The organism is Micromonospora aurantiaca ATCC 27029, from assembly GCF_000145235.1.
GTDB classification, from domain to species: domain Bacteria; phylum Actinomycetota; class Actinomycetes; order Mycobacteriales; family Micromonosporaceae; genus Micromonospora; species Micromonospora aurantiaca.
Genome location: NC_014391.1, coordinates 5,943,134 through 5,967,908 on the forward strand (window position 1 = coordinate 5,943,134; position 24,775 = coordinate 5,967,908).

Consider the following 24,775-nt stretch of genomic DNA (forward strand, 5'->3'; position numbering starts at 1 on the left):
CCACCCCTTGGAGGACCAGACCATGCTGACGATGTATTCCACCCCGTGGTGCGGCTACTGCCACCGGCTGAAGTCGCAGCTCGACCGGGAGGGCATCGCGTACGAGGTGGTCGACATCGAGCAGGACCCGACGGCCGCGGACTTCGTGATGGGCGTCAACGGCGGTAACCAGACCGTCCCGACGCTGCGCTTCGCCGACGGCAGCGCCCTGACCAACCCTTCGATCACCCAGGTCAAGCAGCACCTGGCCGCGCTGCCCGGCTGATCCGCCCGCGACGCCACGAGCGGCCGCACCCGATCCGGGTGCGGCCGCTCGCCGTCGTTCAGGAACCACCGCGGCTGAGCACCCCGTCGTCGGCCGGCTTCCCGGGCGCCGGGATCCGCACCGGTCCGGCGACCGGCATGGTCAGCCCGCGCCCCCGCCACAGGTAGAGGCCGGCCGCCGTGGTGACCGCACCGACGAGTGCGAACAGCAGCCGGTAGTCGAACACGCCGACGAGCAGCGCGCCGGTGCCGATGGAGAGCGCCTGCGGGCCGCTGACCAGCGCCTCGGACGCGGCGGTGACCCGCCCCAGCAGCCGCGGCGGCGTCCGCCGCTGGATCAGCGTGTTCAACCCCACCATGGTCAGCGGCAGCGAGAGGCCGGCCAGCAGCAGCGCCACCACCCCGAGCCACAACCGGGGGTACGCGAGCGCCAGCGCGGCCGGCCCGAAGAACGTCACGCCCGCGGCGAGCGCGCCGACCTCGCCGAACCGGCGGACCACGGCGGCCGAGAACAGGCCGCCGACCAGCCCGCCGACGCCCTGCACCATGACCAGCACGCCGACGAACGCGGCGTCGCGGTGCAGGCCCAGATCGACGTACGCGAAGATCAGCGACTCGGTGAAGCCCATCACCAGCGAGCCGAGCCCGTACCCGAGCAGCGCCCGGCGCAGCGCCGGCTCGCCGGTCAGGTGCCGCAGCCCCGCGCCCAGTTCGGACGGCCCGCGCCGACCCGGCCGCGACGGCGTGCTCTCCTCCACGCGCAGCCGCCCGACCACCGCCGCCGCGACGAGGAAGCCGGTCATGGCCAGCAGGACCAGCAGCCAGCCGCCGACTGCGGCGTAGACACCGGCCCCGGCCAGCGGCCCGATCAGCCGCAGACCCTGCCGGACGGTCTGGAGCAGCCCGTTCGCGTCGGCGAGCAGATCGGGCGGAACCAGATGCCGGATCAGTCCGTTGAGCACGGCGGTGAGCGTGATGTACGAGAGTCCGTAGAGCGCGGCGACCACGTAGATCACCCAGACGTCGGACCGGTCCCGGACCGTGAGCAGCGGACCGAGCAGCACTGCCGCGACCAGGTTGGCGGCGATGAAGAACTGTCGCCTCCGGTAGCGGTCGACCACCCAGCCGACCAGCGGGGCGAGCGTCATCGGCGCGATGACCGCGAAGATGGTCGCCCCGGCCATGCTGTCCGAACCGGTCAGATCCATGACCCAGACGGCCAGGGCGAGCAGCAGGACCGACTCCGCCGCCATGCTCGCGACGAGCGCGGCGAACAGGAGACGGAAGTCGGGGCGGCGCAGGACGGTGCGCATCGGTTCCCTCCGGCAGGGGTGCGCCACCAGGGCGCGTCGGGGGCGGGCGCTGGTGAAGACACCCTCCACGGTCCTCTTTTTGTCTCGTGACACGCCCTTGCCGGAACCTCCGACGCCGGTCGCGCCGTCCATACTGACCGTGGGGGGCGAATTTCATACAGTTACCGTCGCGTCAAGCGACGGTCGACGGGAAAGAGGACGCCGTGCCTCCTGCCGTACCAGGCCCGATTCTGCGCCGTCGTCGACTCGGCATCGAGCTGCGTCGGCTCCGCGAACAGGCCGGTCTGACCGGTGACCAGGTCATCGAGCGGATCGGCTGGGCCTCCGCATCCAAGTTGTCCCGTCTGGAGAACGGCCGCAGCCGTCCCGACCCGGACGACGTGGACGTGTTGCTGACGCTCTACGGCGCCGACGAGGAGCAGCGCGCGGAACTGACCGGGATCACCCACGAGGCCGGCGACATGCGCGGCTGGCTGCGCAACTTCCCGGTGATGACCCAGCAGCAGCGCGCCTTCGCCGAGCTGGAGGCCGGTTGCGCGGAGATCTCCGAGTACAACCCGGTGCTGGTGCCGGGGCTGCTGCAGACGCCCGGGTACGCCCGGCACCGGATCATGTCCGCCGCGCAGGTCGCCGCCGAGGCCGGCGACCCGGAGACCGAGGATCCCGAGACCGAGGTACGCGCGCGGCAGGCCCGCCAGTCGCTGCTGACCCGCTCCCCCGACGTGCCCCGATACACGGCGGTGCTGGAGGAGGCGGCGCTCGGCCGCCGTGCCGGGCCACCGGAGGTGCTGCACGAGCAGCTCGTCCACCTGTGCGAGATGGCGCTGCTGCCGAACGTGACGCTGCGCCTGCTGCTGCGGGACACCCGGGTCGGTGACTGGTACCTTCCGCCGACCGCGTTCTCGGTCTACCGGTTCGCCGACCCCCTCGATCCGGAGACACTCGCCATCGAAGGTGGGTTCACCGACGTCATGTCGACCGAGGTAAACACCCTAAATCGCTATAAAGTGGTGTTCGAGTGGCTATGCTCGTCGGCGCTCTCCGCATCGGACACCCTCTCCTGGTTGATCGAGGCGACGGGACGGCTGACCGGCACGGCAGTCGAGTCCACGGTGGCGTACGGGCCGGCAACGGCGCCGGCCCAGCGACGCCGGGACTCGGGGCGCCTCACCACGGAACGGTGATCCGGCACGGACACCGCCCGCGCTCCGGCGTCGCTCGGACCCATCGGAGCACCTCACCAGGAGCAAGCACCATGAACGAGATCCACACCAGCACGACCGCCCGCTCGGGACGGCTCGCCGGCGCCGCCTGGCGCAAGAGCACCCGCAGCCAGACCTCCAACTGCGTGGAGGTCGCGCCGCTCGGCTCCGGGCCGGCCACAGTGGCGCTGCGGGACAGCAAGGACCCGAGCGGACCGGTCCTGCTGTTCGACCGGGCCGGATGGCTCGGCTTCCTCGCCGGAACGAAGAGCGGTCAGTTCGATCTGGACTGATCCGGCGAACCCCGGAGGGCCGTCGGCGTGCGCCGGCGGCCCTTCGCGCGTCCACCCCCGACAACGGTGCTGACCTGGGATCCCCCGATCGGTCGAGCTGGCGCGTTCCCCTTGCCGGGCTGTCACATCGGCGTAACATGACGCGGGAGTGACGTGGAAGTTCCAGCGTGTAACCGCCGATTGTCCGGGGGACACCATGCGGTTCCTGATCGTCCGCACCGAGATCCGTACCGCCGCCGACGCCGACATCGCCGCCGCCTGGGCCGGCGGGGGCCGCCTGCGGGACGAGACGAGCACGCCGGAGCCCCGCCGCCAGGTCGTCCACGCCGAGGACCGGGACGCCGCACTCCTGCTCGCCCGCGCACTGTCCGCCGTCGGTGCGGTACGCACGGGCCGACACCGGGTCAAGGTGCTGCCGATCGAGGAATCCGCTCCCGGGCACCCGTACCGCTGGGACGGTGGATGACCGGACGCTGACGTCCGTCGTGGCCGGACCGGCCTCCCCCGCCGTTTATCCGCCTCACCCGGCCTCGACGGCACGTGTTCCCGGCCCGCGACCGTCGCGGCAACGACGGTCCGGGTCGGGGCCGCGCCCCACCCCCGTTCCAGCCGGCCCAGGTCCGCCCGGCCCAGGTCCGCCCGGCCTCGCCAGTTCGGGGAGGTGGCTGCATCCCACCGGCCTGGACCACACCACTTCCCCGGGCTGGTGCCACCCACCAGCCGAAACCCGCCAACCCGACCGCGAGTCCCGCCGCACGCACCCCCCCGGTGGCACGACCACCGAAACCCGGCCGACCCACCAGCTCGGCGAAGTGGCGGCATCCCACCCACCCCCACCCCGCCAGTTCGGGGAGGTGGCTGCATCCCACCGCCCTCGACCACACCACATCCCCGAACCGGCGCCGCCGCACCAACCGAACACGCCAACCGACGAGGGCCGGGCCGGGTCAGCAGTGGCCGTCGAGCCAGCGGTGCACCAGGAACAACGCGATCGACGACGGCGGCGGCAGGACCAGCCGGTCTCCCCCGCCCACCGGCACCGGCTCGCCCGCCAGCGCCGCGCCGATCTCCCGGCGGGAGAACCAGCGCGCGTGCGCGATCTCGGCCAGGTCGACCCGGATCGGCGCGTCCGCGTCGGCACGTGCCAGGAAGCCGAGCATCAGCGAGCCGGGGAACGGCCAGGACTGGCTGCCCACGTACGCGATCTCCTCGACCGGGACGCCCACCTCCTCGCGGACCTCGCGCAGCACGGCGGCCTCGGCCGACTCGCCGGGCTCGACGTATCCGGCCAGGCAGGAGTAGCGGCGCTGTCCCGGGGTGCGCGGCCAGGCCGCGTTGTTGCCGAGCAGGCAGCGGCCGTCCGGGCCGTCCACACCGTCGTGCACCAGCACGATCATGGCCGGATCGGTACGCGGCCAGACCCGGCCGCCGTCCGGGTCGATCCGCGACCAGCCGGCCTCGTCGGCGCTCGTCGCCTTGCCGGTCGTCGACGAGTAGCCGTGCCGCAGGTGCCAGTTGAGCAGCGCCAGCGCGGTGGTGAACAGGCCCGCGTCCCGGTCGGTCATCAGGTGGCCGACCTCGCGCAGGTGAGCCGGGCGGGTGTCCGGCAGCGCCGGCAGCGGCCCGTCCACCGCGAACACGGGTACGCCGTCCGGCTCGACGCCGAGGAACATCGGCACCGACCGGGGTACCTCGGGCAGCTCACCGGGGCCGACCAGGACCAGCTCCGGCGGGGTAGACGCGCCCCGGACCAGCGCCCGCCCCTCGGCGGTGGAATCCAGCACCAGCACCCGGGCCCGTTCCCACGCCTCGGTCAGCCAGGCTGGATCGGTACGCCGGTGCGCGGCCCGGTCGAGCGTCGACCGGGCCAGCGGCGGGTCGGATTCGCCGCTCATGCCGATTCCGTACGCACCGGTGTCAGCGCGGCGAGCGAGTCGGCCACCCGTTCGGCGTCGCCGAGCACGACTGTGACCGCGCGGGCCGGGGCCAGGTAGCGGGCGGCCACCTCGGCCACGTCGTCCACTGTCGCGGCGGCCAGCCGGGCGGCGTGCTCGGCGAGGAAGTCCAGCCGCAGCCCGTTGCCGGCGTACGCGCTGGTCAGCGACGCGAGACCGGCCTGGGTGGACATGCCGAGCTGGAGCGTGCCGAGCGCGTACTGGCGGGCCTGCTCCAGCTCGTCGGCCTTCGGCGGCACCGTCGCCAGGCGGCCCAGCTCGTAGTTCGTCTCCACCAGGGCCGCCGCTGTCACCTCGGTGGCCACCTCGGCGCCGGCGACGAGCAGCGAGCCGGCCACCGAGTGCTCCACGAGCGAGTGCGGCCCGTACGTGTAGCCCTTGTCCTCGCGGATGTTCTCCACCCAGCGGGAGGAGAAGTAGCCGCCGAAGATCAGGTTGGCGAGCTGCAACGCGGCGTGGTCCGGGTGGGTGCGGGGCACGGCCGGCAGCGCGAGTCGTACCGAGGACTGCACCGATCCGGGCCGGTCGACGAGCAGCAGCGGCCCGGGTTCCAGCGGCGGCGCGGGAGGCAGTTCGGCGACGTGGCCGTCACCGCGCCACCCGGACAACGCCTGCTCGGCCGCGTCCAGCGCCCGGTCCGGCGCCACGTCGCCGACGAGCACCAGCACCGCGCCGGCCGGATGCACCCGCTCGGCGTGCAGCCGGCGCAACGCGGCCGGGCGGACCGCCCGCACCTGGTCCGGGTCGGGCGTCTGCACCGCGTACGGGTGCCGGCCGTACACCCGCTTGAGCAGCGCGGTCCGGGCCAGGTGCGACGGCTGGCTCTGGGCGACCTGGATGCGGTCGACCAGCCGGTCCCGCTCGGTCTCCACCCAGTCCGCGGGGTAGGTCGCACCGGTGAGCACCTCGGCGAGCAGCTCCAGCATCCGGTCCAGGCCGGTGACCAGGCCCGCGCCGGAGAGCATCAGCCGGTCCGGGTCGAGACCGGCGGTCAGCCCGCCGCCGACCTTCTGCAACTCGGCCGCCAGCTCGGTGGCGCTGTGCGCCTCGGTGCCGGAGAGCATGGTCTGCGCCAGCATCGCGCCGCGGGCCAGGTGGGTGCGCCCGAACGGCATCCACAGTCGCAGCTCGACGAGCGGTACGGAGGAGCGGCGTACCGCGATCACGGTGAGGCCGTTGCGGAGCGTGCGCTCGGCCTGCTTGGGCACCTTGAGGCGGCGGTTCGGGCGCAGCGCCGGCAGCGGCCGGACGGTGGTGGTGGTCATCGGGCACCTCCGGGAACGACCTCGACTGCCGCGCGGCGCTCGGGCCGCAGGGTGGCGGCGGCGGCGCGGACCTGTTCCTCGGTCACCTCGCCGACCAGCCGGGGCAGGTCGTTGAGCAGGCCGGGTTCGCCGCGCTGCTGTTCCAGCACCGCCATCCGCAACGCGCGGCCGAGCACCGCATCCGTGTCGCGCAGCAGGTGGGTGGCCATCCGGGCCTGGGTACGCGCCAGCTCCCCGTCGGTCAGCCCGTCGGCCGCCAGCCGGTCCAGTTCCTCGTCGACGGTGCGCAGCACCTTGTCCACGTCGCCGCCGGGCGGCAGGTGGGCCTGGAGCAGCAGCGCGGTGGGGTCGCGCACGTCGAACGGGTCGCCCATGAAGCCGAGGTACCCGCCGAGGCCGGTGACCGACCGGTCGCGCTGCACCAGCCGCTCGACCAGCCGGGAGGCGTCGCCGTCGGTGAGCACCTCGGCCAGCACCACGTAGGGCAGGTAGCCGGCGAAGTCACTGATCGGGTCGGGCACCCGCCACGCGCCGGCCACGGCCGGGAGCGGGGCCAGCGCGTCGGTGTACGTGCTGCGCCGCTCGGCGGTCAGATCGGGTTCGGCGAAGTCGGGCCGCTGCGGGGCGGGCCGGGCCGGCACGTCCCCGAAGTGCCGCTCGATGAGCGTGGTCGCCTCGGCCACGTCGATGTCGCCGCTGACCGCGAGCACCGCGTTGCCGCTGGCGTAGTAGCGGCGGAAGAAGTCGGCGGCGTCGGACACGGTGGCCGACTCCAGGTCGACGAAGGAGCCGTAGCCGTCGTGCGCGTTGGGGAAGGTGTCGAACATCACCGGGGGCAGCGTCAGCCAGGGAAACCCGCCGTACGGCCGGTTCAGCACGTTGACCCGGATCTCCTCCTTCACCACGTCCACCTGGTTGCGCAGGTTCTCCTCGGTCAGCCGGGGGCCGCGCATCCGGTCGGCCTCCAGGAACAGCGCCCGTTCCAGTGCGTTGGCGGGCAGCGTCTCGAAGTAGTCGGTGTAGTCCAGGTGGGTGGAGCCGTTGAACGTCCCGCCCGCGCCCTGGACGTGCCGGAAGTGGGCCAGCTTCTCCAGGTTCTCCGAGCCCTGGAACATCAGGTGCTCGAAGAGGTGGGCGAACCCGGTGCGTCCCTCGGGCTCGGAGCGGATGCCGACGTCGTAGACCACAGCGACCCCGATGACCGGGGCGCTGCGGTCCGGCGTGAGCACCACGCGCAGGCCGTTGTCGAGGGTGAACCGTTCGACCGGGTACTTCGTCGCTGGGATCTTCGCTCTCCGCGTCGGCACGAGATCGACACTAGCGCCTCGGTACCGGCTCTACCGCCGGTGTGCCCTGGCCGAACGGTGGACTGTCGCGGGACGGGACTTGACGCCGGCGGCCGCTTGCCCCACTCTTCCTACCAACTAAATAGGAATACTGCGGATTGGACATTCGATGAGAGGGCTTCCCCTGCGCCGCCTGGTCACCCTGGCGACCCTGGCCGCCGTCGGCGCGGCCACGCTCGGCACCACCGCCGCCTGCGGCGAGGACAGCGACGCCGCCGCCGGTTCCGGCCCGGTGACGCTGCGCCTGGGCTACTTCCCCAACATCACGCACGCCCCGGCCGTGGTCGGCGTCGAGAAGGGGATCTTCAAGGAGAAGCTCGGCAGCGACGTCGAGCTGGACACCAAGACGTTCAACGCCGGCCCGGCCGCCATCGAGGCCGTCTTCTCCGGCGCGCTCGACGCCACGTACATCGGCCCGAACCCGACAGTGAACGCCTTCTCCAAGTCCAAGGGCGAGGCGGTCCGGGTCATCTCCGGCGCCGCGTCCGGCGGCGTCGCGCTCGTGGTCAAGCCCGGCATCACCTCGGTGGAGCAGCTGCGCGGCAAGAAGATCGCCACCCCGCAGCTCGGCAACACCCAGGACGTGGCGCTGCGCTTCTGGCTCAAGGAGAAGGGCCTGGAGACCACCAAGGAGGGCGGCGGCGACGTCAAGATCGTGCCGCAGGAGAACGCGCAGACGGTCGAGACGTTCGGCAGCGGCGCCATCGACGGCGCCTGGGTGCCCGAGCCGTTCGTCTCCCGACTGGTGAACGCCGGCGGCAAGGTGCTCGTCGACGAGCGTGACCTCTGGCCGGACAAGAAGTTCGTCATCACCAACCTGCTGGTCAGCACCAAGTTCCTCAAGGCGCACCCGGACGTGGTGAAGAAGCTGGTCGAGGGCCAGGTCGCGGCGAACGAGTTCGTCAACAGCAAGCCGGACGAGGCGCAGCAGGCCATCTCCGACCACATCGGCAAGATCACCGGCAAGCCGCTCGACCTCAAGCTGATCAAGCAGGCCTGGCCGACGCTGGAGTTCACCAACGACCCGATCCCGTCGTCGCTGAAGACCGGCCTGGACCACGCGGTCGCGGTCGGGCTCACCCAGCCGGTCGACCTGAACGGCCTCTACGACCTGAAGTACCTCAACGAGGTGCTCAAGACGCAGGGCAAGGCCGAGGTCAGCCAGCCGTGACGTCGACGAGCACGACCCCGCGCAGCGCGACCGGCTCGGTCGCGCTGCGCGGCGTGACCAAGGTGTACGGCCAGGGCGAGCAGGCGGTCCTGGCGCTGGACGGGCTGTCGCTGGACATCGCGCCGGGCGAGTTCGTCTGCATGGTCGGCGCGTCCGGCTGCGGCAAGAGCACGCTGCTCAACCTGGTCGCCGGACTGGACCGGGCCAGCGGCGGCGCGATCGAGCTGGGCGAGGGCGTCAACCCGGGACTGATGTTCCAGGAGCCGGCGCTGTTCCCGTGGCTGACCGTCGAGGGCAACATCGAGGTGCCGCTGAAGCTGCGCGGACTCCCCCGCGACCAGCGCAAGGAGCGGGTGGCCGAGCTGCTGCGCACGGTCCACCTGTCCGAGTTCGGCCGCAAGCGGCCGCACCAGCTCTCCGGCGGCATGCGGCAGCGGGTCGCGCTGGCCCGCACGCTCGCGCTGGAGACGCCGGTGCTGCTGATGGACGAGCCGTTCGGCGCGCTGGACGCGATGACCCGCGACATCCTGCACGACGAGCTGGAGCGGATCTGGACCGAGCGCAAGCTCACCGTCCTGTTCGTCACGCACAACGTGCGCGAGGCGGCCCGGCTCGCCGACCGCATCGTGCTGCTCTCCAGCCGACCCGGCCGGATCATCTACTCCACCGAGGTCGCCGTGCCGCGCCCCCGGCGGATCGACTCGCCGGAGGTCTCGGCCATCGCCGCCGAGGTCACCGACCGGCTGCGCAAGGAGGTGGGCCGGCATGGCCAGTGACACCCTCACCGGGTCGGCGCGTACGGACGCGGAGATCTCCGGACTCGACGCGCTGGAGATCGCCGGCCGGGAGAAGGGCCCGTCCCGGGTACGCCGCCTGTGGTCGGCCACCTGGCCCAAGTTCGCTGCGCTCGCGCTGGCCGTCGCCGTCTGGCAGGCGGTGGTCTGGTCCGGATGGAAGGAGCCGTGGGCGCTGCCCGGCCCGGCGGTGGTCTTCGGCGACCTCGGGGACTACCTGCTCAGCTCGGCGCTCTGGGAGGGCCTCGCCACCACCGCCCGGCGCGCGGCGGTCGGGTTCGCCGCCGCGGTCGCGGTCGGCCTGCTGCTCGGCCTGGGCGTGGCCCGGGTCAAGGTGCTCCGGGCCGCGCTCGGCTCGATGATCACCGCGTTGCAGACCATGCCGTCGATCGCCTGGTTTCCGCTGGCCATCCTGCTGTTCCAGCTCAGCGAGCAGGCGATCTTCTTCGTCGTGGTGCTCGGCGCCGCGCCGTCGGTCGCCAACGGCGTCATCCACGGCGTGGACTACGTGCCGCCGCTGCTGGTCCGCGCCGGCCGCAACCTCGGCGCCCGAGGGCTCAACCTCTACCGGTACGTGATCGCGCCGGCCGCGCTCCCCGCCATCGTGGCCGGGCTCAAGCAGGGCTGGGCGTTCGCCTGGCGCAGCCTGATGGCCGGTGAGCTGCTGGTGGTCATCGCCACCCGCACCTCGATCGGCGCGCAGCTCACGTACGCACGCGAGCTGAGCGAGGCACCCCGCCTGATGGCCATCATGATCGTCATCCTGGTCGTGGGCCTGCTCGTGGACACCGCGTTCGGGGCCGCCGACAAGGCGATCCGCCGCCGCTGGGGCGTGCTGGACCAGGCCGGCAACTGACGTCGTGTACATCTCCGCGCGCGCCGACTACGCGCTCCGGGCCATGCTCGCCGTCGCCGACGCCGCCGTCACCACAGGCGACCCGGCGGCCGGCGGCGGCGAGCTGGTCAAGGCGGCGAGCCTGGCCGAGAGCCAGGGCATCCCGCTCAGCTTCCTCCAGGGGATCCTGCTCGACCTGCGGCGGGCCGGACTGCTGCACAGCCACCGCGGCACCGAGGGCGGGTACGCGCTGACCCGCCCACCGGACGAGATCAGTGTGGGCGACGTGCTGCGCGCGGTAGGCGGCGCGATCACGAGCGTCCGGGGCATTCCCGCCGACCGGGCCGGCTACCACGGTGTGGCCACCGGCCTGCGGGACGTGTGGCTGGCGGTGGACGGCGCCATCGCCCTGGTCGTGGACCGGACCACGCTCGCCGATCTGCTGAGCGACCGGGCCACGGCGCCCTGACGCGCGTCCGTCACGGGGCCGGCGGCGGGACCGCATGATCGCTGTGCGGAAGCCCAGGGCGACGCGCCCGGGCGGTCGTCGGCCGCAGAGGCATGACTCCCGGCCGATATGACTCTGGGGCATATTTATGCCTGAGGGTCATATCGGTATCTCGGCATCGTCCGCCCTGGGCGGCTACTGAGTGTGCGGGGCGCGCATCCCGGGCGTGAAGCTGCGGGCGGCGCCGCGATCCGGCGAGCCGCCGTCGGACGGCTGCCACGGCCCGAACGCGGCCACCGCGGCGAGCGCCAGGCCGGCCCCCGCCACCGCGAGCACCAGCACCACTTCCCGCGCTCCGCCCGATCCGGCTTCCCCCGCCATGAACCGCTCCCTCCGCGTCCGGCCGACCCCCCGACCGGTCCCCCGCGCAGCAGCATCACCGTCGGGTTCCGGTCGCACAGTCGGGCAGCCGACCGAACATCGACTGATTCCCGACTCAGGAGCGAACTCTCCGCCCGCTCGGAAGCGGCCCGCCCGGAAGCGGCCCGCCCGGAAGCGGCCCGCCCGGAAGCGGCCCGCCCGGAAGCGGCCCGCTCGGAAGCGGCCCGCTCGGAAGCGGCCCGCTCGGAAGCGGCCCGCTCGGAAGCGGCCCGCTCGGAAGCGAGCCGGTCAGGCGCAGGCCGCGGTCAGCGGCGGCGCGGGCGCCGGCGAGGACGGGTTCCCGGGGCGGGATGCGCGGCGGCGGGCGCGGTGATGGTCACCGGCACGCCGGACGGCTCCCGGGCGCCGGTGAGCCGGCTCAGCTCGCTGTCGCCGGCGCGTACCCGCGTGGTCTTGGGGTTGATGCCCGCGGTGGTCATCAGCCGGGCGACGTCGCGGCGCTGGTCCGGCAGCACGAGCGTGACCACAGTGCCCGACTCCCCGGCCCGGGCGGTCCGGCCGCCCCGGTGCAGGTAGTCCTTGGCCTCGGTGGGCGGGTCGGCGTTGACGACCAGGTCCAGCCCGTCGACGTGGATGCCCCGGGCCGCCACGTCGGTGGCCACCAGCGCGGTGACCTGGCCGGTGCGGAACTGCTCCAGGATGCGGGTGCGCTGCGGCTGCGACTTGCCACCGTGCAGCGCCGCCGCGCGTACGCCCTTGGCGAGCAGCTGGCGGGCCACCCGGTCGGCGCGGTGCTTGGTGGCGATGAAGACGATGGTGCGGCCCTCGCGGGCGGCGATGTGCGCCAGCGCGGCCGGCTTGTCCTCCGCGTCCAGGTGCAGCACGTGGTGCGTCATCGCGGTGACGGTGGCGGTGCCCGGGTCGACGGAGTGCGTCACCGGGTCGGTGAGGAACCGGCGGACCAGCCGGTCCACGCCGCGGTCCAGCGTGGCCGAGAACAGCATCCGCTGCCCGCCCGGCGCGACCTGCTCCAGCAGCTTCGTCACCTGCGGCAGGAAGCCCATGTCGGCCATCTGGTCCGCCTCGTCCAGCACGGTGATGGTCACCTGGTCCAGCCGGGCGTCCCCGCGGTCGATCAGGTCGTGCAGCCGGCCCGGCGTGGCCACCAGCACCTCGGCACCGGCGCGCAGCGCGGCCGCCTGCCGGGTCAGCGAGAGCCCGCCGACCACTGTGGCGCAGCGCAGGCCGAGCGTGGCGGCGTACGGGGCGAGCGCTTCGGTGACCTGCGCGGCCAGTTCACGGGTGGGTACGAGCACCAGCGCGAGCGGGCGGCCCGGTCGGGCCCGGCGGCCGGCCGTACGGTGCAGCAGCGGCAGCCCGAACGCGAGCGTCTTGCCGGAGCCGGTACGGCCCCGGCCGAGCACGTCGCGGCCGGCCAGCGAGTCCGGGATCGTCGCCGCCTGGATCGGGAACGGCGCGGAGATGCCCTGCGCGGCCAGCTCGGAGACGAGCGCCGGGGCCAGGCCGGTGGCGGCGAACGTGGGCAGGGTGGTGGTCATGCGGAAAGCCTTCCTCGACGCGGCACGTGTCGAGGAAGGGCGCCGGACAGCGGCGCGTCACCGGCGTCGCCGGTGGTCACAAGCACGAACCGAAAGGGACGGGCCGGCCCGGCAGAGGCGGGCCGGCCCGTGCACCACGCCCGAGAGGGCGCGATGGTGGTGCCGGTTGATCCGAAGATCAGAGCGGGCGGATGTTCTCCGCCTGCGGGCCCTTCTGGCCCTGGGTCACCTCGAACTCGACCCGCTGGTTCTCGTCCAGGCTCCGGTAGCCGGAGGTCTGGATCGCCGAGAAGTGGGCGAAGACGTCGGCGCCGCCGTCGTCCGGGGTGATGAAGCCGAAGCCCTTGTCAGCGTTGAACCACTTGACGGTGCCAATTGCCATGTGTTTCGTCTCCTTGACGGAACGGTCGGCCCGCACGTGTTGCGGGCCGGAGAGGAGCACCCCGCGCGTGGAATACGCGGCGTGCCTGTCGCTGCTGGTCGCCCCGCCCGGAGAACTCCGGACACAACAAAGAGCGCCTGGGGCCACAATCCGCCAGGCGCACACAGAGTCTCTGGAAACCAAAACTGCAACCCAGCCAACGTATCACGGATTCGCGCGCTCCGGGAGATCCCCCGGGATTTCCGGCACGGCGGCCACCAAGGCGGCCAGTCCCTCCGCGTCGAGCAGATCGGCCGGGCGGACGGTGGCGGAGTCCCGCACGTAGTGGAACGCGGCGCCGACCCGGTCCACCGGCACCCCGGCCAGTTCCGCCCAGGCCAGCCGGTACACAGCCAGCTGCACCGCCGCCGCGTCGGCCTCCCGGCCGGCCGGCTGCCGCCCGGTCTTCCAGTCGACCACGTCGTAGCGCCCACCCGGGCGGGCGAACACGGCGTCCATCCGCCCCCTGATCACCACCCCGGCGATGACAGTGGCGAACGGCACCTCCACCTCCACCGGCACCCGGTCGGCCCACTCGCCGGCCAGGAAGCGCTCCTGCAACTCGGCCAGCGCCTCGTCCGGGGCCGCGTCCTCGTCCGCCGCGCCGGGCAGCTCGTCCACGTCGAGTAGCCGGTCGGTGCCGAAGCGCTGCTCCAGCCAGGCGTGGAACGCGGTGCCGCGCCGGGCGTACGGGTTCGGTTCGGTCGGCATCGGGCGGCGCAGCGTACGGGCCAGCGCCTCCGGGTCGCGGCGCAACGCCACGAGCTGGGTCACCGAGAGCTGGCCGGGTAGTTCGACCTCGACCGCCTCGGCCTGCCGGGCCAGCTCCGCCCGCTCGGCGAGCAGGAGATCGGCCTCGCGCCGCCAGCGGGCCACCTCGGCGTCGTCCGCCGCTCCCGTGGTGGCGAGCACTGCCGCCTCGCGACGGGCCGTCTCCGGGTCGGCCAGGTGGCGGCGGACCAGCGCCGCCGCCTCGGTCAGCGCCGGGCGGCGGGTGCCCAGCGGGTCGGCCGGCCACTCGGCCCGCAGCACCGTCTCGGTGGTCGGGTTCACCGCGTCCCCGGCCGGCTCCGGCGTCCACGCGTCCACCACGTGCCCGTCCCCGCCCGCCAGGCAGGCGTCGTGCACCTCCCGCAGGAACACCGACGGGCCGCGGAACCGCTTGGTCCCCTCCCCCCACCAGTAGCCGGAGCAGAGCAGCAGCCGACGCGGGCGGGTCACCGCCACGTACGCCAGCCGGCGCTCCTCCCGCTCGTCGTGCGCCCGCCAGGCGTCGGTGAAGTCGGTCAGCGCACGGGCCACGCCGCGCTGGTCCTCCGCCTCCGGCAGGGCCAGCTCGGGCAGCCCGTCCGCGTCGCCGCGCAACGGGAACGGCAACACGCCCAGCCCGCCCAGCCAGTGGTCGGAGTTGCGGACCGGCCCCGGCCAGACGCCCCGGGTCATCCCCGCCACCGCCACCACGTCCCACTCCAGGCCCTTCGCGGCGTGCGCGGTGAGCACCTGCACCGCGCCGGCCACCACCTCGACCTCGCCGGGCGCCAGCCCGCGCTCCTCGTCCTCGGCGGCGGCCAGGTAGGCGAGGAAACCGGCCAGCGTGGCGCCGGGCGTCTCGCCGCTGAACCGGGCCGCCACGTCGCCGAGCGCGTCCAGGTGCGCGCGGGCCAGCCCGGCGTCGCCCGCGCCGTCCCGGCCGGCCCGGACCGCCACCTCGACGTCGAGCCCGATGGTCCGCTCGATGTCCGCGATCAGCTCCGGCAGGGACTGGTCCAGCCGGTAGCGCAGCAGCGCCAGCTCCATCCCGTACGAGCGCAGCCGCGCGTAGCCCTCGGCCGAGTACGCCTGCGCCGGCCCCAGGTCCGCCAGCGCCTCCACGAGCGTCGCCTCGTCCAGCGCGTCCACGGTGATCTCCGGGCCCTCGTCGCCGGTGAGCTCCCGGCGGCTGCGGGCGATGGCGCGGGCCCGGCGGTGCAGGGCGACCAGATCACGCGGGCCGATCCGCCAGCGCGCGCCTGTCAGCAGCCGCAGCAGCGCCGCCCCGTCGGTCGGGTCGGCGAGCACGCGCAGCGTGCACACCACGTCCCGTACCTCAGGGGTGTCCAGCAGCCCACCCAGGCCGACCACGTCGACCGGCAGTCCGCGGGCACGCAACGCCGCCTCGATCGCCGGGATCTGGCTGCGCAGCCGCACCAGCACCGCAGTGGTCGGGCGGCGGTCGGCCGGGATGTGCTCGGGCAGCGCGCCGGGCATCCCGGCCGCGCCCCGCCAGGCCGCCAGCACGCTGTCCGCGATCCAGTCGGCCTCGTCGGCGTACGTCTCCAGCAGCGCGCAGTGCACGGTGCCGCCGGCCTGCCCGCCCGGCGTGCGGTGCGGGATCGGGTCGCGGACGCTGAGCGCGGCGTGCAGTTCCGGCACCCGCGCGCCGGCCGCCCGCAGCGGCACCGACAGCGTGTTGGCGACGCCGAGGATCTCCGGCCGGTTGCGCCAGCTCGTGGTCAGGCTGAGCACGTCGGCGGGGCTGCCGTCGGTGCGGGCGAACTCGGCCGGGAACCGGTCGAGCGTGCCGGCGCTGGCCCCGCGCCAGCCGTAGATGGACTGGCAGGGGTCGCCGACCGCGGTGACCGGGTGGCCGCCGCCGAACAGCGCGTTGAGCAGCACCACCTGGGCGTGGCTGGTGTCCTGGTACTCGTCGAGCAGCACCACCCGGAACCGGTCCCGCTCGATCACCCCGACGCCGGGATGGTCGCGGGCCACCCGGGCCGCGCGGGCGAGCTGGTCGGCGAAGTCCATCGCCTCGAAGTCGTCCTTGCGCCGGGCGTACGCGCGCACGAGCGGCAGCAGCTTCAGCCGGGTCCGCTGGAGCTGGAGCGCCTTGCGGACGTCGGCGTAGACCCGGCCCGGCCGGGACTGCACGTCGGCGAAGAACCGGCCGGTCCAGGCGGCCAGCTCGTCCGGGTCGACCAGGTGCTCGTCCAGCTCACCGGCGAGCGCCAGCACGGCGTCGGTGATGGTCGACGGCATCCGGTCCACCTCGGACATGTCGCCGTCGTAGTTGCGCACCAGCAGGTCGACCAGCTGCCAGCGGGACGCCTCGGTGAGCAGCCGGGTGGTCGGCTCGTACCCGGCGCGCAACCCGTGCTCGGTGACGATCCGCCCGGCGTACGAGTGGTACGTGGACACGGTCGGCTCGCCCGCCAGCGGGTCGTCGTGCGGATCCCGGCCCTGCCGGCCGAGCCGCCGGATGAGCTGGTCGAGCCGGGTGCGGACCCGGTGCGCCAGCTCGCCGGCCGCCTTGCGGGTGAAGGTGAGGCCGAGGATGTGCTCGGGGCGTACGTAGGAGTTGGCGACCAGCCACATCACCCGCGCGGCCATCGTCTCGGTCTTGCCCGAGCCGGCGCCCGCGACCACCAGCAGCGGCTCCACCGGCGCGGCGATGATCGCGGCCTGCTCCCGGGTGGGCGCCGGCAGCCGCAGCAGCCGGGCCAGCTCGACGGGCGTGTAGCGGGGCCCCGCGTCGGCGGTGCGCGGCGCGGGCGTGGCGGAGGCGCCGAACAGCGCCGGCTGAACAGTCATGGTCCAGTCTTTGTTCGCGACTGCGGGGCTCGCAAAACCGGCTCACTCCTCGCGCTCACGGCTGGTTCTCCGGTGGCGGCTCGACCACCTGGCGGCCCTGGCCGGACACCGGGCAGCTGGTGCGTACCGGGCAGACCCGGCACTTGGAGTTGGCCACTGCGGCGAACGTCGAGGCGGCCATCGTGTCTGCGGTACGGCGCACCAGCGCGGTGGCCCACCCGGCCTCCGGGCCCTCCCCGGCCGCCGCCTGGGTCTGCTCCTTGGCGTCCCGCGCGCCGGTGCCGAGCTGCACCAGCGCCGCCCCGCCCGGTTCCTCGCCGAACTCGGCGAACCCGCCCGCCTCCACCGCTGCCTGGTACGCGCCGAGCTGCGGATGCTCGGCCACCTCCCGCTCGGTGACAGCCGTCGACTTGCCGGTCTTCAGGTCGATCACCACGAGCCGCCCCTCGTCGTCGACCTCCAGCCGGTCGACCCGGCCGGTCAGCTCGATCGGACGGGACGGGTCGTCGAGGCGGACCGCGAACTCGTGCTCGATCGCGAGCAGCCGGCGCGGGTTGCCGGCCAGCCAGCGCAGCAGCTTGTCCACCATCGCCTCGGCGCGCTGCCGCTCCGGGCCGGCCATCCACCGGGCGGCCAGCTCGATCGCGTCGAACCGGGCGGCCACGTACTCCAGCAGCGCCTCCCGGTCGACGCTGGCATCCTCGGCCAGCATCGCGGCGGCGTGCACCAGGTTGCCCACGCCCTGCGCGGCGCTGGCCGGGCCGCTGCCGCCGTGCCGTTCCAGCAGCCAGCGCAGGCTGCACCGCAACGCGCTCTCCATCGCCGACGGGGTGACCCGCACCGGCTCGCCCTCGTCGACGAGCGGCCGGTCGTCGGACAGGCCGCGCAGCCCCCACCAGTCGTCCGGGTGCGCGCCGGGCACGCCGGCGGCGGCCAGCCGCGCCAGCTCACCCGCCGCCGCGTGCCGCCGGGTGATCGGCGTCGCCGGGTCGGTGACTGCGGTACGCAGCTCCGCCACCAGCGCGGACAGGGTGAGCCCACGCGGCGGGAGGGTGACCGGGAGCGCCGCGGGCGGCCCGTCCTGCGGATGCTCGTCCCCGTGCGGCACCGGCCCGTCCACGATGCCCCCGCGCATGGCCGTACGTGTCGGTCCGTTCCCGGTCGGTCCGTTTCCGGTCGCGTTCGGGCCGGTCGGATTCGGGCCGGTCGGAGCCGGGCCGGTCGGGTTCGGGCCGGTCGGGGCGGTGCCGCCTCCGCCGGTGGCGGGTGGGTCGGCGGCGGCCAGTTCGTGCAGGAAGCGGCTCGGCTGCTCCTCGTGGTCGTCCCCGCCGACAGCGGCGGACGCCACGGCGGTGACCAGCAGCCGCCGCCGCGCCCGGCTGATCGCCACGTGGAACAGCCGCCGCTCCTCGTCCAGCAGCGCCGACGTCTGCCCGACCAGGCTGGCCCGCAGCCCGGCGCCGTCGGCGCGACCGGCGAGCACGTCGACGAGCCGCTCCGAGCCGAGCAGGCTGCCGCGCAGGCGCAGGTCCGGCCAGACGCCCTCCTGCACCCCGGCCACCGCGACCAGATCCCACTCCAGACCCTTGGCGGCGTGCGCGGTGAGCAGGCGTACCGCGTCGCCCCGGTCGGCGGCGGCGGCGAGCGTGTCGGCGGGCAGCTCCTGCCCGAGGACGTGGTCGAGGAACACCTCGGTACGCGCGCCGGGCAACCGGTCGGTGAACCGGGCCGCCGCGTCGAAGAGGACGAGAACGGCGTCCAGGTCACGGTCGGCGGCCTCGGCCCGCCAGCGCTGGGCGGTCTCGTGCTCGCCGGTGGCCGCCCGCCCCCGGGTGATCGCCCCGGCCCAGCGTTCGGCCAGCCCGCTCTCCCGCCACACCGCCCAGAGCACGTCCTCGACTGTGGCGCCGGGCCGGCCGGCCGTCTCCCGGGCGGTCGCGAGCAGGTGCGCCACGGCCTGCGCGGGGGCCGCCCAGCGACGCTCGATGGTGGCCAGTTCGGCCGGGTCGCGAAGTGCCTCCACCAGCAGCTCGCCGGAGGGACGGCGGTCGCCGGCGGCCAGCGCCAGCGCCCGCAACCCCTGGCGCAGCCGCCGTTCGGCCAGCGGGTCGGCCCCGCCCAGCGGGGAGTGCAGCAGCGCGACCGCCGCCTCCTCGTCCAGCCGGTCGGGTTCGAGCGCGCAGCGCAGCAGGAGCAGCAGCGGGGCGACCGCCGGCTGGAGGTGCAGCGGCAGGTCCTCGCCGTGCACGACGGTCGGCACACCGGCCGTGTGCAGGGCGCGCCGCAGCGACGGCAGTTGCCGGCCGGTGGAGCGGACCAGCACCGCCATCCGGGACCACGGCACGCCGTCGAGCAGGTGCGCCTCGCGCAGGGCGTGCGCCAGCCACGCCGACTCGCTGGTGGCGGACCGGAACGTCAGTACCTCCACCGTTCCGGCGGGCACGCCGGGAAGCGGGCGCAGCCGCCGGTGCCCCGCCGGGCCGCGCAGCCGCCGGGCCAGCCGGGCGGTCGCCGCCAGCAGTTCCGGCCCGGCCCGGTACGAGGTGGTCAGCGTGACCTGCGCCGCCGGAGCACCGGAGGCGGTGCGGAAGCGGTGCGGGAACGTGGTGACGCCCGCCGGGTCGGCGCCGCGGAACGCGTACGTGGACGAGTCCGGGTCGGCGAACGCGACGAGGGACCGGCCGCCTCCGGCCACCACGGCGAGCAGGTCGAGCTGGGCCGGGTCGGTGTCGGCCAGCTCGTCGACGTACACGTGGGTCAGGCGACGACGCTCGGCGGCGAGCAGTTCGGGGTCGTCGAGCAACATGCCGGTGGCGGCGCGCACCAGTTCCGCCGGGTCGTACGCCACCGAGCCCCGGTTGCTCACGTCGCGCAGGGCGAGCACGGCGACGTACTCCCGCAGGAAGCGCGCGGCGGCCGGCCAGTCGGCGCGGCCCAGCTTCTCGCCCAGCCGGGCCAGCTCGACCGGGCCGACGCCGCGCTCCGCGGCACGCATCAGCAGGTCGCGGAGCTGCTGGGCGAACGCCCGGGTACGCAGCGCGGGGCGCAGGTCCTCCGGCCAGCCGACCGGGTCGTCGCCGGGTTCCTCCCCCACCACGTCGAGCAGCTCACGAATGATCAGGTCCTGCTCGGGGCCGGTGAGCAGCCGGGGCGAGGGCTCACCGCGTTCGGCAGCCGCGCGGCGCAGCAGCCCGAAGGCGTACGCCGGGAACGTGCGCACCAGCGGCTCACGGATCACCCGGTGCCCGCCCTCGGCGATGCGCGCCTCGATCCGGTGGCGCAGTTCGGTGGCGCCACGCCGGCCGAAGGTCAGCACGAGGATCCGCTCCGGGTCGACACCCTCGGCCACGCGGGCCGCGACCGCCTCGACGAGCGTCGTCGTCTTGCCGGTGCCAGGGCCGCCCACGACGAGCATCGGCCCGTCGGTGTGCGCGATCACCTCGGCCTGCACCGGGTCCACCGCACGCACACGGCTCAGGCCCTGCCCGGCCCCGGTCTCCCGGGTCTCGTCGCCAGTCCGCGCTTCTTCGCCCCCCGCATCCGGCGTGGTCGCGGGTGGGGCAGCTCCGCGTGTGCCGGTGCCGGGTGTCGCGGGAGTCGTGGCGTCGGCGGGCGGCGTGATGGGCTCCGGGTGTGCGGCATCGCCCGCCGACCCCCCGGATCGCGGCTCCGCATCAGCCGGCCCACCGGGCCGACCCACCCCCTGCCCCGCCCCGGCGTCGTGGGTGACCCCCGCCTCCGCGCCGCCGGGCCGGCGCACCAACCGGTACGCCTGCATCACCGACATCCCACCACGCCGGTACGACACCCGGAAACCGACCGCCGTCCCGTCCGTCACCAGCTCACCTGCCCGCGGCGTGCACCACTGCCCGGCTCTGCCACACACCCCTAGATCAACACCACCTCGGGGAAATGGCCACATCACACACGCCCGGACACCACCACCTCCCCGAAATGGTGTCGATCAAGCCCGCCGAAACGGTGGTGAACAAGGACGGGCCGACCGGACGGGCGGGGTGGGTCAGGTCAGGCGGGTGTCTATCAGGTCCAGGGCGGCGGGGACGCTGTCGGCGACCAGCAGCAGGTCCAGCGCGGCCGGCTTGAGGAACCGCTGCTCACCGAGCCCGCGGATCCAGTCGAGCAGCGGCCGGTAGAAGCCGTCCACGTCGACGATCACCATCGGCTTGGCGTGCAGGGCCAGGGTGGCGGTGGTCCAGACCTCGAACAGCTCGTCGAGCGTGCCGAGCCCGCCGGGCAGCGCCACGAACGCGTCGGACTTCTCGTCCATCAGCGTCTTGCGGCTGGCCAGGCTGTCGGTGACCAGCAGCTCGTCGGAGTCCAGGTCGGCGACCTCCAGGTCGACCAGGGACTGCGGGATGACGCCGACGGTGCGACCGCCGGCCGCCCGCGCGCCCTGCACCACGGCGCCCATCATCCCGACGCAGCCGCCGCCGCTGACCAAGGTGTGGCCGCGCCGGGCCAGTTCCTCACCGGTCTCGGTGGCGAGCGCCAGCCAGCGGGCGTCGAGGGTACGGGAGGACGCGCAGAAGACACAGACGTTGGCCACGGGTCAGCTCCGTCCCGCCGGGCCCTCGGGGGCGGCCTCGGCGGCCGCGCGCTGGTCGGCGGCCACCCGGGCGACCGCCTCCTCGCGGACGGCTTCCTGCTCGGCGGAGAGCACCGCCTCGGCCTCCACGATGTGCCGGACCGCCTCGTTGACGTCGTCGGTGAGGCGGATCAGGTCGAGGTCGGCCGGGCCGATCTTGCCCTCGGTGGCCATGGTGCCGCGCAGCCAGTCGAGCAGGCCCTGCCAGTAGTCGGTGCCCATCAGCACGACCGGGAAGCGGGTCACCTTGCCGGTCTGCACCAGGGTGAGCGCCTCGAACAGCTCGTCCAGGGTGCCGAAGCCGCCGGGCAGCACCACGAACGCCTGGGCGTACTTGACGAACATGGTCTTGCGGGCGAAGAAGTAGCGGAAGTCGATGGCCAGGTCGACCCAGTCGTTGAGGCCCTGTTCGAACGGCAGCTCGATGCCGAGCCCGACGGAGAGGCCACCGGCCTCACCGGCGCCCCGGTTGGCGGCCTCCATCACGCCGGGACCGCCACCGGTGATCACCGCGTACCCGGCCCGGGCCAGCGCGCCGCCCAGTTCCTCGGCCATCCGGCACTCGGGGCTGTCCGGCTTGCTGCGGGCGGAGCCGAACACGCTCACCGCCGGGGGCAGGTCGGCGAGGGTGTCGAAGCCCTCGACGAATTCGGACAGGATCCGCAGCGCGCGCCAGGCATCCTTGGTCTTCCAGTCGCTGCGTCCCCGGGAGTCGAGCAGCCGCTGGTCGGCCGTACTCGTCGGAATCGCCCGGTTGCGCAGCGTCACCGCGCCGCGGTGCCGTTCTCCCCGGTGCCGCTCCCCCCGCTGGCCGTGCCCGGCCGACATTCCGCTGCTCTCGCCCATGGGGTCACCGTAGTAGAGCGGCTCCGGCGGGGCGCGCAGGCCCGGGAGCCGAAGAAATCTTTGGGATCCGGGCAACTAATTCGGTCGCACGTACGTCTTACTATTCACATACCCGGTATACCCCGGGCGACGCGCCTTCGGGGGAGGAGCCAGCGTTGATCAGTAACAGCGAGATGATCCGGATCCGCCGTCAGATGCAGCGGCGGATCCGTGACGTGGTGGCCGAGCGCCGCCGCGCCCGGATGATGGAGACCCACCGGTCCGACCTGACCGGCGAGACCGGCGAGGCGGAAGCACCCCTGACGACGACCGTCTGACGGTCCCGGGGTCCGCGAGGCGGGCGCGGACCCCGGGATCGCAGCGCGTCAGGCCGGGGCCAGCCAGCGGTGCAGCGTCGCCGCGCCGTCCCGGATCTTGGTCAGTTCGACGTGCTCGTCCTTGTGGTGCGCCAGGTTCGGGTCGCCGGGGCCGAAGTTCAGCGCCGGAATGCCCATGGCCGCGAACCGCGCCACGTCCGTCCAGCCCAGCTTGCCGATCGGCGCCGCACCGACCGCCGCCAGGAACTCCTGCGCCGCCGGGCTCTCCAGTCCGGGCGGCGCACCGGCCGCCGCGTCGGTGACCTCCAGCTCGAAGCCGGCGAAGACCTCGCGCAGGTGCGCCTCGGCGCCCGCCGGGTCGCGGTCCGGGGCGTACCGGTAGTTGATCTCGATCTCGCAGCGGTCCGGGATGACGTTGCCGGCCACCCCGCCGGTGATCCGCACCGCGTTGAGACCCTCGCGGTAGTCGCAGCCCTCGATCGTCACCCGGCGGGCCTCGTACGTGGTCAGCCGCCGCAGCACCTCGCTCGCGCCGTGGATGGCGTTGACGCCGTGCCAGGAGCGCGCCGCGTGGGCCCGCTCGCCGTGCGTGGTGACCACCGCCCGCATGGTGCCCTGGCAGCCCGCCTCGACGATCCCGTACGTCGGCTCCAGCAGCACTGCGAAGTCGGCCTCCAGCCACTCGGGGTGGCTCTGCGCGACCAGGGTGAGGCCGTTGTACTTCGACTCGATCTCCTCGGCCTCGTAGAAGAAGTACGTGACGTCGTAGCGCGGGTCGGGCAGCGTCACCGCCAGGTGCAGCGCGAAGGCGACCCCGGACTTCATGTCGGAGGTGCCGCAGCCGTACATCAGGTCGCCACGCATGGTCGAGGGGAAGTTGCCGTTGAGCGGAACGGTGTCCAGATGGCCGGCGAGCACCACGCGCTGCGCCCGACCCAGGTCGGTCCGGGCCATGACGGTGTTCGAGTGCCGGTAGGTGGTCAGGTGCGGCACACCGCGCAGCACCTCCTCGACGCAGTCGGCGATGGCCTTCTCGTTGAGGGATACCGACTCGATGTCGACCAGGGCGCGGGTCAGCGCCACCGGATCGGCCAGGACCTCGGGGGTCAACGGGTTCTGCATGTCTCGCACGGTACCGTCATCCTCGGTGGGCGCGAGGGACACGTGCCGCGCCCCCGGCCGCGAGCAGCGGCGGACGCCGCCGCCGGAACGAGAGGTGACACAGTGACGTCCGCACCATCCGCCTGGGGCATCGGCCTGGCCACCGTCACCGCGCAGGACCAGGTGCTCGACACCTGGTACCCGACCGGCAAGCTGGGTCTGGGCGAGCTGCCTCTGGTGCCCGGCGAGGACCGGGCCGACGTGCTCGACCTGCCTCCGGGCGCGATCGGGGAGCGGGCGCTGCCCGGGTTGCGCACTGTCGAGGTGACCACTGTGATCGGCTCGCTGGACGACCCGATCAAGGACGCCGCCGACGCGTACCTGCGGTTGCACCTGCTCTCCCACCGCCTGGTGCGGCCCAACGAGCTGAACCTCGACGGCATCTTCGGCAAGCTGGCGAACGTGGCCTGGACGTCGGCCGGGCCGTGCCCGCCGGAGCGGGTGGACGAGCTGCGTGTCATCGAACGGGCCGCCGGCCGCCACCTGTCCGTGTACGGGGTGGACAAGTTCCCCCGGATGACCGACTACGTGGTGCCGTCGGGGGTGCGGATCGCGGACGCGGACCGGGTCCGGCTGGGCGCGTACCTGTCGTCCGGCACCACCGTGATGCACGAGGGCTTCGTCAACTTCAACGCCGGCACGCTCGGCACCTCGATGGTCGAGGGCCGCATCGTGCAGGGTGTGGTTGTCGGCGACGGTTCCGACATCGGCGGCGGCGCCTCGATCATGGGCACGCTCTCCGGCGGCGGGACCGAGAAGGTGCGCATCGGTGAGCGGAGCCTGGTCGGAGCGAACGCCGGTGTCGGCATCACGCTCGGCGACGACTGCGTGGTGGAGGCGGGCTGCTACATCACCGCCGCCTCGAAGATCACCCTGCCGGACGGCCGGACGGTCAAGGCCCGCGAGCTGTCCGGCGTCGACGGGCTGCTGTTCTGGCGCAACTCGGTGACCGGCGCGCTGGAGGCGAAGCCCCGCACCGGCCAGGGCATCGCGCTCAACGCCGCGCTGCACGCCAACGACTGAGCCGT

22 protein-coding genes are annotated in these 24,775 nt (G+C 73.8%); 10 read left to right on the plus strand and 12 right to left on the minus strand.

The window, feature by feature from the left end:
- Positions 1 to 22 precede the first annotated feature (22 nt).
- Complete coding sequence (locus MICAU_RS26375) at positions 23 to 265, plus strand: mycoredoxin (RefSeq protein WP_013288407.1); 243 nt, start codon at positions 23 to 25, stop codon at positions 263 to 265.
- Between the two features lie 58 nt (positions 266 to 323).
- Here the strand turns inward: MICAU_RS26375 and MICAU_RS26380 are convergent, their stop codons facing one another.
- Complete coding sequence (locus MICAU_RS26380; protein ID WP_013288408.1) at positions 324 to 1,577, minus strand: MFS transporter; 1,254 nt, start codon at positions 1,575 to 1,577, stop codon at positions 324 to 326.
- A gap of 203 nt (positions 1,578 to 1,780) precedes the next feature.
- On the opposite strand from MICAU_RS26380, the gene MICAU_RS26385 reads away from it, so the two are divergent.
- The 3 genes from MICAU_RS26385 (at position 1,781) to MICAU_RS26395 (ending at position 3,538) form a co-directional block, all read left to right on the plus strand.
- A complete protein-coding gene (locus tag MICAU_RS26385) occupies positions 1,781 to 2,761 on the plus strand; it encodes a helix-turn-helix domain-containing protein (RefSeq protein WP_013288409.1) in 981 nt (326 codons plus the stop codon).
- Between the two features lie 71 nt (positions 2,762 to 2,832).
- Positions 2,833 to 3,072, plus strand: coding sequence for a DUF397 domain-containing protein (locus tag MICAU_RS26390; RefSeq protein ID WP_013288410.1), 240 nt, complete (start codon positions 2,833 to 2,835; stop codon positions 3,070 to 3,072).
- 196 nt (positions 3,073 to 3,268) lie between these two features.
- Positions 3,269 to 3,538: a hypothetical protein gene (locus tag MICAU_RS26395; RefSeq protein WP_013288411.1), complete on the plus strand. Its 270-nt coding sequence runs from the start codon at positions 3,269 to 3,271 to the stop codon at positions 3,536 to 3,538.
- Positions 3,539 to 4,019: 481 nt separating this feature from the next.
- Here the strand turns inward: MICAU_RS26395 and nudC are convergent, their stop codons facing one another.
- From nudC to MICAU_RS26410, 3 genes are read right to left on the minus strand one after another with little or no spacing between them, the layout of a single operon-like run.
- A complete protein-coding gene (nudC, locus tag MICAU_RS26400; protein ID WP_013288412.1) occupies positions 4,020 to 4,967 on the minus strand; it encodes an NAD(+) diphosphatase in 948 nt (315 codons plus the stop codon).
- The gene (locus tag MICAU_RS26405; protein ID WP_013288413.1) at positions 4,964 to 6,292 is read right to left on the minus strand and encodes a M16 family metallopeptidase; all 1,329 of its coding nucleotides are present in this window, start codon (positions 6,290 to 6,292) and stop codon (positions 4,964 to 4,966) included. Before MICAU_RS26405 ends, nudC begins: the two co-directional genes overlap by 4 nt.
- Positions 6,289 to 7,599: a M16 family metallopeptidase gene (locus tag MICAU_RS26410; RefSeq protein WP_013288414.1), complete on the minus strand. Its 1,311-nt coding sequence runs from the start codon at positions 7,597 to 7,599 to the stop codon at positions 6,289 to 6,291. Before MICAU_RS26410 ends, MICAU_RS26405 begins: the two co-directional genes overlap by 4 nt.
- A gap of 148 nt (positions 7,600 to 7,747) precedes the next feature.
- Between MICAU_RS26410 and MICAU_RS26415 the strand changes: the two genes are divergently transcribed.
- The 4 genes from MICAU_RS26415 to MICAU_RS26430 are packed head-to-tail and all read left to right on the plus strand — an operon-like array spanning position 7,748 to position 10,907.
- Positions 7,748 to 8,809 carry an ABC transporter substrate-binding protein gene (locus MICAU_RS26415; RefSeq protein WP_013288415.1) on the plus strand — a complete coding sequence of 354 codons (1,062 nt, stop codon included), beginning with the start codon at positions 7,748 to 7,750 and terminating at the stop codon, positions 8,807 to 8,809.
- Entirely contained in the window at positions 8,806 to 9,585 is a 780-nt protein-coding gene (locus MICAU_RS26420; protein ID WP_013288416.1) for an ABC transporter ATP-binding protein, read from the plus strand. The genes MICAU_RS26415 and MICAU_RS26420 overlap by 4 nt, the downstream gene beginning before the upstream one ends.
- Positions 9,575 to 10,459 carry an ABC transporter permease gene (locus tag MICAU_RS26425; protein WP_013288417.1) on the plus strand — a complete coding sequence of 295 codons (885 nt, stop codon included), beginning with the start codon at positions 9,575 to 9,577 and terminating at the stop codon, positions 10,457 to 10,459. Before MICAU_RS26420 ends, MICAU_RS26425 begins: the two co-directional genes overlap by 11 nt.
- 4 nt (positions 10,460 to 10,463) lie before the next feature.
- Complete coding sequence (locus tag MICAU_RS26430) at positions 10,464 to 10,907, plus strand: RrF2 family transcriptional regulator (protein ID WP_013288418.1); 444 nt, start codon at positions 10,464 to 10,466, stop codon at positions 10,905 to 10,907.
- A 174-nt stretch (positions 10,908 to 11,081) separates the two neighbouring features.
- Here MICAU_RS26430 and MICAU_RS26435 read toward each other — a convergent pair whose 3' ends face one another.
- The 7 genes from MICAU_RS26435 to MICAU_RS26465 all read right to left on the minus strand — a co-directional run bounded on the left by MICAU_RS26435 (position 11,082) and on the right by MICAU_RS26465 (position 22,251).
- Entirely contained in the window at positions 11,082 to 11,267 is a 186-nt protein-coding gene (locus MICAU_RS26435) for a hypothetical protein (RefSeq protein ID WP_013288419.1), read from the minus strand.
- Positions 11,268 to 11,572: 305 nt separating this feature from the next.
- Positions 11,573 to 12,826 (minus strand): DEAD/DEAH box helicase, encoded by a 1,254-nt coding sequence (locus MICAU_RS26440; protein WP_013288420.1) that lies wholly within the window; start codon positions 12,824 to 12,826, stop codon positions 11,573 to 11,575.
- Positions 12,827 to 13,004: 178 nt separating this feature from the next.
- Entirely contained in the window at positions 13,005 to 13,208 is a 204-nt protein-coding gene (gene cspE / locus MICAU_RS26445) for a transcription antiterminator/RNA stability regulator CspE (RefSeq protein WP_013288421.1), read from the minus strand.
- A 204-nt stretch (positions 13,209 to 13,412) separates the two neighbouring features.
- The gene (locus MICAU_RS26450; protein ID WP_013288422.1) at positions 13,413 to 16,817 is read right to left on the minus strand and encodes an ATP-dependent helicase; all 3,405 of its coding nucleotides are present in this window, start codon (positions 16,815 to 16,817) and stop codon (positions 13,413 to 13,415) included.
- Positions 16,818 to 16,872: 55 nt separating this feature from the next.
- The gene (locus MICAU_RS26455) at positions 16,873 to 20,595 is read right to left on the minus strand and encodes an ATP-dependent helicase (RefSeq protein WP_013288423.1); all 3,723 of its coding nucleotides are present in this window, start codon (positions 20,593 to 20,595) and stop codon (positions 16,873 to 16,875) included.
- Between the two features lie 243 nt (positions 20,596 to 20,838).
- Entirely contained in the window at positions 20,839 to 21,384 is a 546-nt protein-coding gene (locus tag MICAU_RS26460) for an LOG family protein (RefSeq protein ID WP_013288424.1), read from the minus strand.
- Positions 21,385 to 21,387: 3 nt separating this feature from the next.
- Complete coding sequence (locus tag MICAU_RS26465; RefSeq protein ID WP_013288425.1) at positions 21,388 to 22,251, minus strand: LOG family protein; 864 nt, start codon at positions 22,249 to 22,251, stop codon at positions 21,388 to 21,390.
- Between the two features lie 173 nt (positions 22,252 to 22,424).
- Here MICAU_RS26465 and MICAU_RS32785 point away from each other — a divergent pair, with 173 nt between their 5' ends.
- Positions 22,425 to 22,586: a hypothetical protein gene (locus tag MICAU_RS32785; protein WP_013288426.1), complete on the plus strand. Its 162-nt coding sequence runs from the start codon at positions 22,425 to 22,427 to the stop codon at positions 22,584 to 22,586.
- A 48-nt stretch (positions 22,587 to 22,634) separates the two neighbouring features.
- On the opposite strand, the gene dapE is transcribed toward MICAU_RS32785, so the two are convergent.
- On the minus strand, positions 22,635 to 23,708 hold the full coding sequence (gene dapE, locus MICAU_RS26470; protein ID WP_030273854.1) for a succinyl-diaminopimelate desuccinylase: 1,074 nt from the start codon (positions 23,706 to 23,708) through the stop codon (positions 22,635 to 22,637).
- Between the two features lie 102 nt (positions 23,709 to 23,810).
- On the opposite strand from dapE, the gene dapD reads away from it, so the two are divergent.
- A complete protein-coding gene (dapD, locus tag MICAU_RS26475) occupies positions 23,811 to 24,770 on the plus strand; it encodes a 2,3,4,5-tetrahydropyridine-2,6-dicarboxylate N-succinyltransferase (RefSeq protein WP_013288428.1) in 960 nt (319 codons plus the stop codon).
- The last annotated feature ends 5 nt before the right edge of the window (positions 24,771 to 24,775 follow it).

Coding starts and splice junctions, on each gene's coding strand:
- cspE (WP_013288421.1), bottom strand. CDS start 13,208: ATGGCAATTGGCACCGTCAAGTGGTTCAACGCTGACAAGGGCTTCGGC.
- MICAU_RS26425 (WP_013288417.1), top strand. CDS start 9,575: ATGGCCAGTGACACCCTCACCGGGTCGGCGCGTACGGACGCGGAGATC.
- MICAU_RS26375 (WP_013288407.1), top strand. CDS start 23: ATGCTGACGATGTATTCCACCCCGTGGTGCGGCTACTGCCACCGGCTG.
- MICAU_RS26465 (WP_013288425.1), bottom strand. CDS start 22,251: ATGTCGGCCGGGCACGGCCAGCGGGGGGAGCGGCACCGGGGAGAACGG.
- MICAU_RS26455 (WP_013288423.1), bottom strand. CDS start 20,595: ATGCAGGCGTACCGGTTGGTGCGCCGGCCCGGCGGCGCGGAGGCGGGG.
- dapE (WP_030273854.1), bottom strand. CDS start 23,708: ATGCAGAACCCGTTGACCCCCGAGGTCCTGGCCGATCCGGTGGCGCTG.
- nudC (WP_013288412.1), bottom strand. CDS start 4,967: ATGAGCGGCGAATCCGACCCGCCGCTGGCCCGGTCGACGCTCGACCGG.
- MICAU_RS26415 (WP_013288415.1), top strand. CDS start 7,748: ATGAGAGGGCTTCCCCTGCGCCGCCTGGTCACCCTGGCGACCCTGGCC.
- MICAU_RS26390 (WP_013288410.1), top strand. CDS start 2,833: ATGAACGAGATCCACACCAGCACGACCGCCCGCTCGGGACGGCTCGCC.
- MICAU_RS26380 (WP_013288408.1), bottom strand. CDS start 1,577: ATGCGCACCGTCCTGCGCCGCCCCGACTTCCGTCTCCTGTTCGCCGCG.
- MICAU_RS26440 (WP_013288420.1), bottom strand. CDS start 12,826: ATGACCACCACCCTGCCCACGTTCGCCGCCACCGGCCTGGCCCCGGCG.
- MICAU_RS26405 (WP_013288413.1), bottom strand. CDS start 6,292: ATGACCACCACCACCGTCCGGCCGCTGCCGGCGCTGCGCCCGAACCGC.
- MICAU_RS26450 (WP_013288422.1), bottom strand. CDS start 16,817: ATGACTGTTCAGCCGGCGCTGTTCGGCGCCTCCGCCACGCCCGCGCCG.
- MICAU_RS26435 (WP_013288419.1), bottom strand. CDS start 11,267: ATGGCGGGGGAAGCCGGATCGGGCGGAGCGCGGGAAGTGGTGCTGGTG.
- MICAU_RS26395 (WP_013288411.1), top strand. CDS start 3,269: ATGCGGTTCCTGATCGTCCGCACCGAGATCCGTACCGCCGCCGACGCC.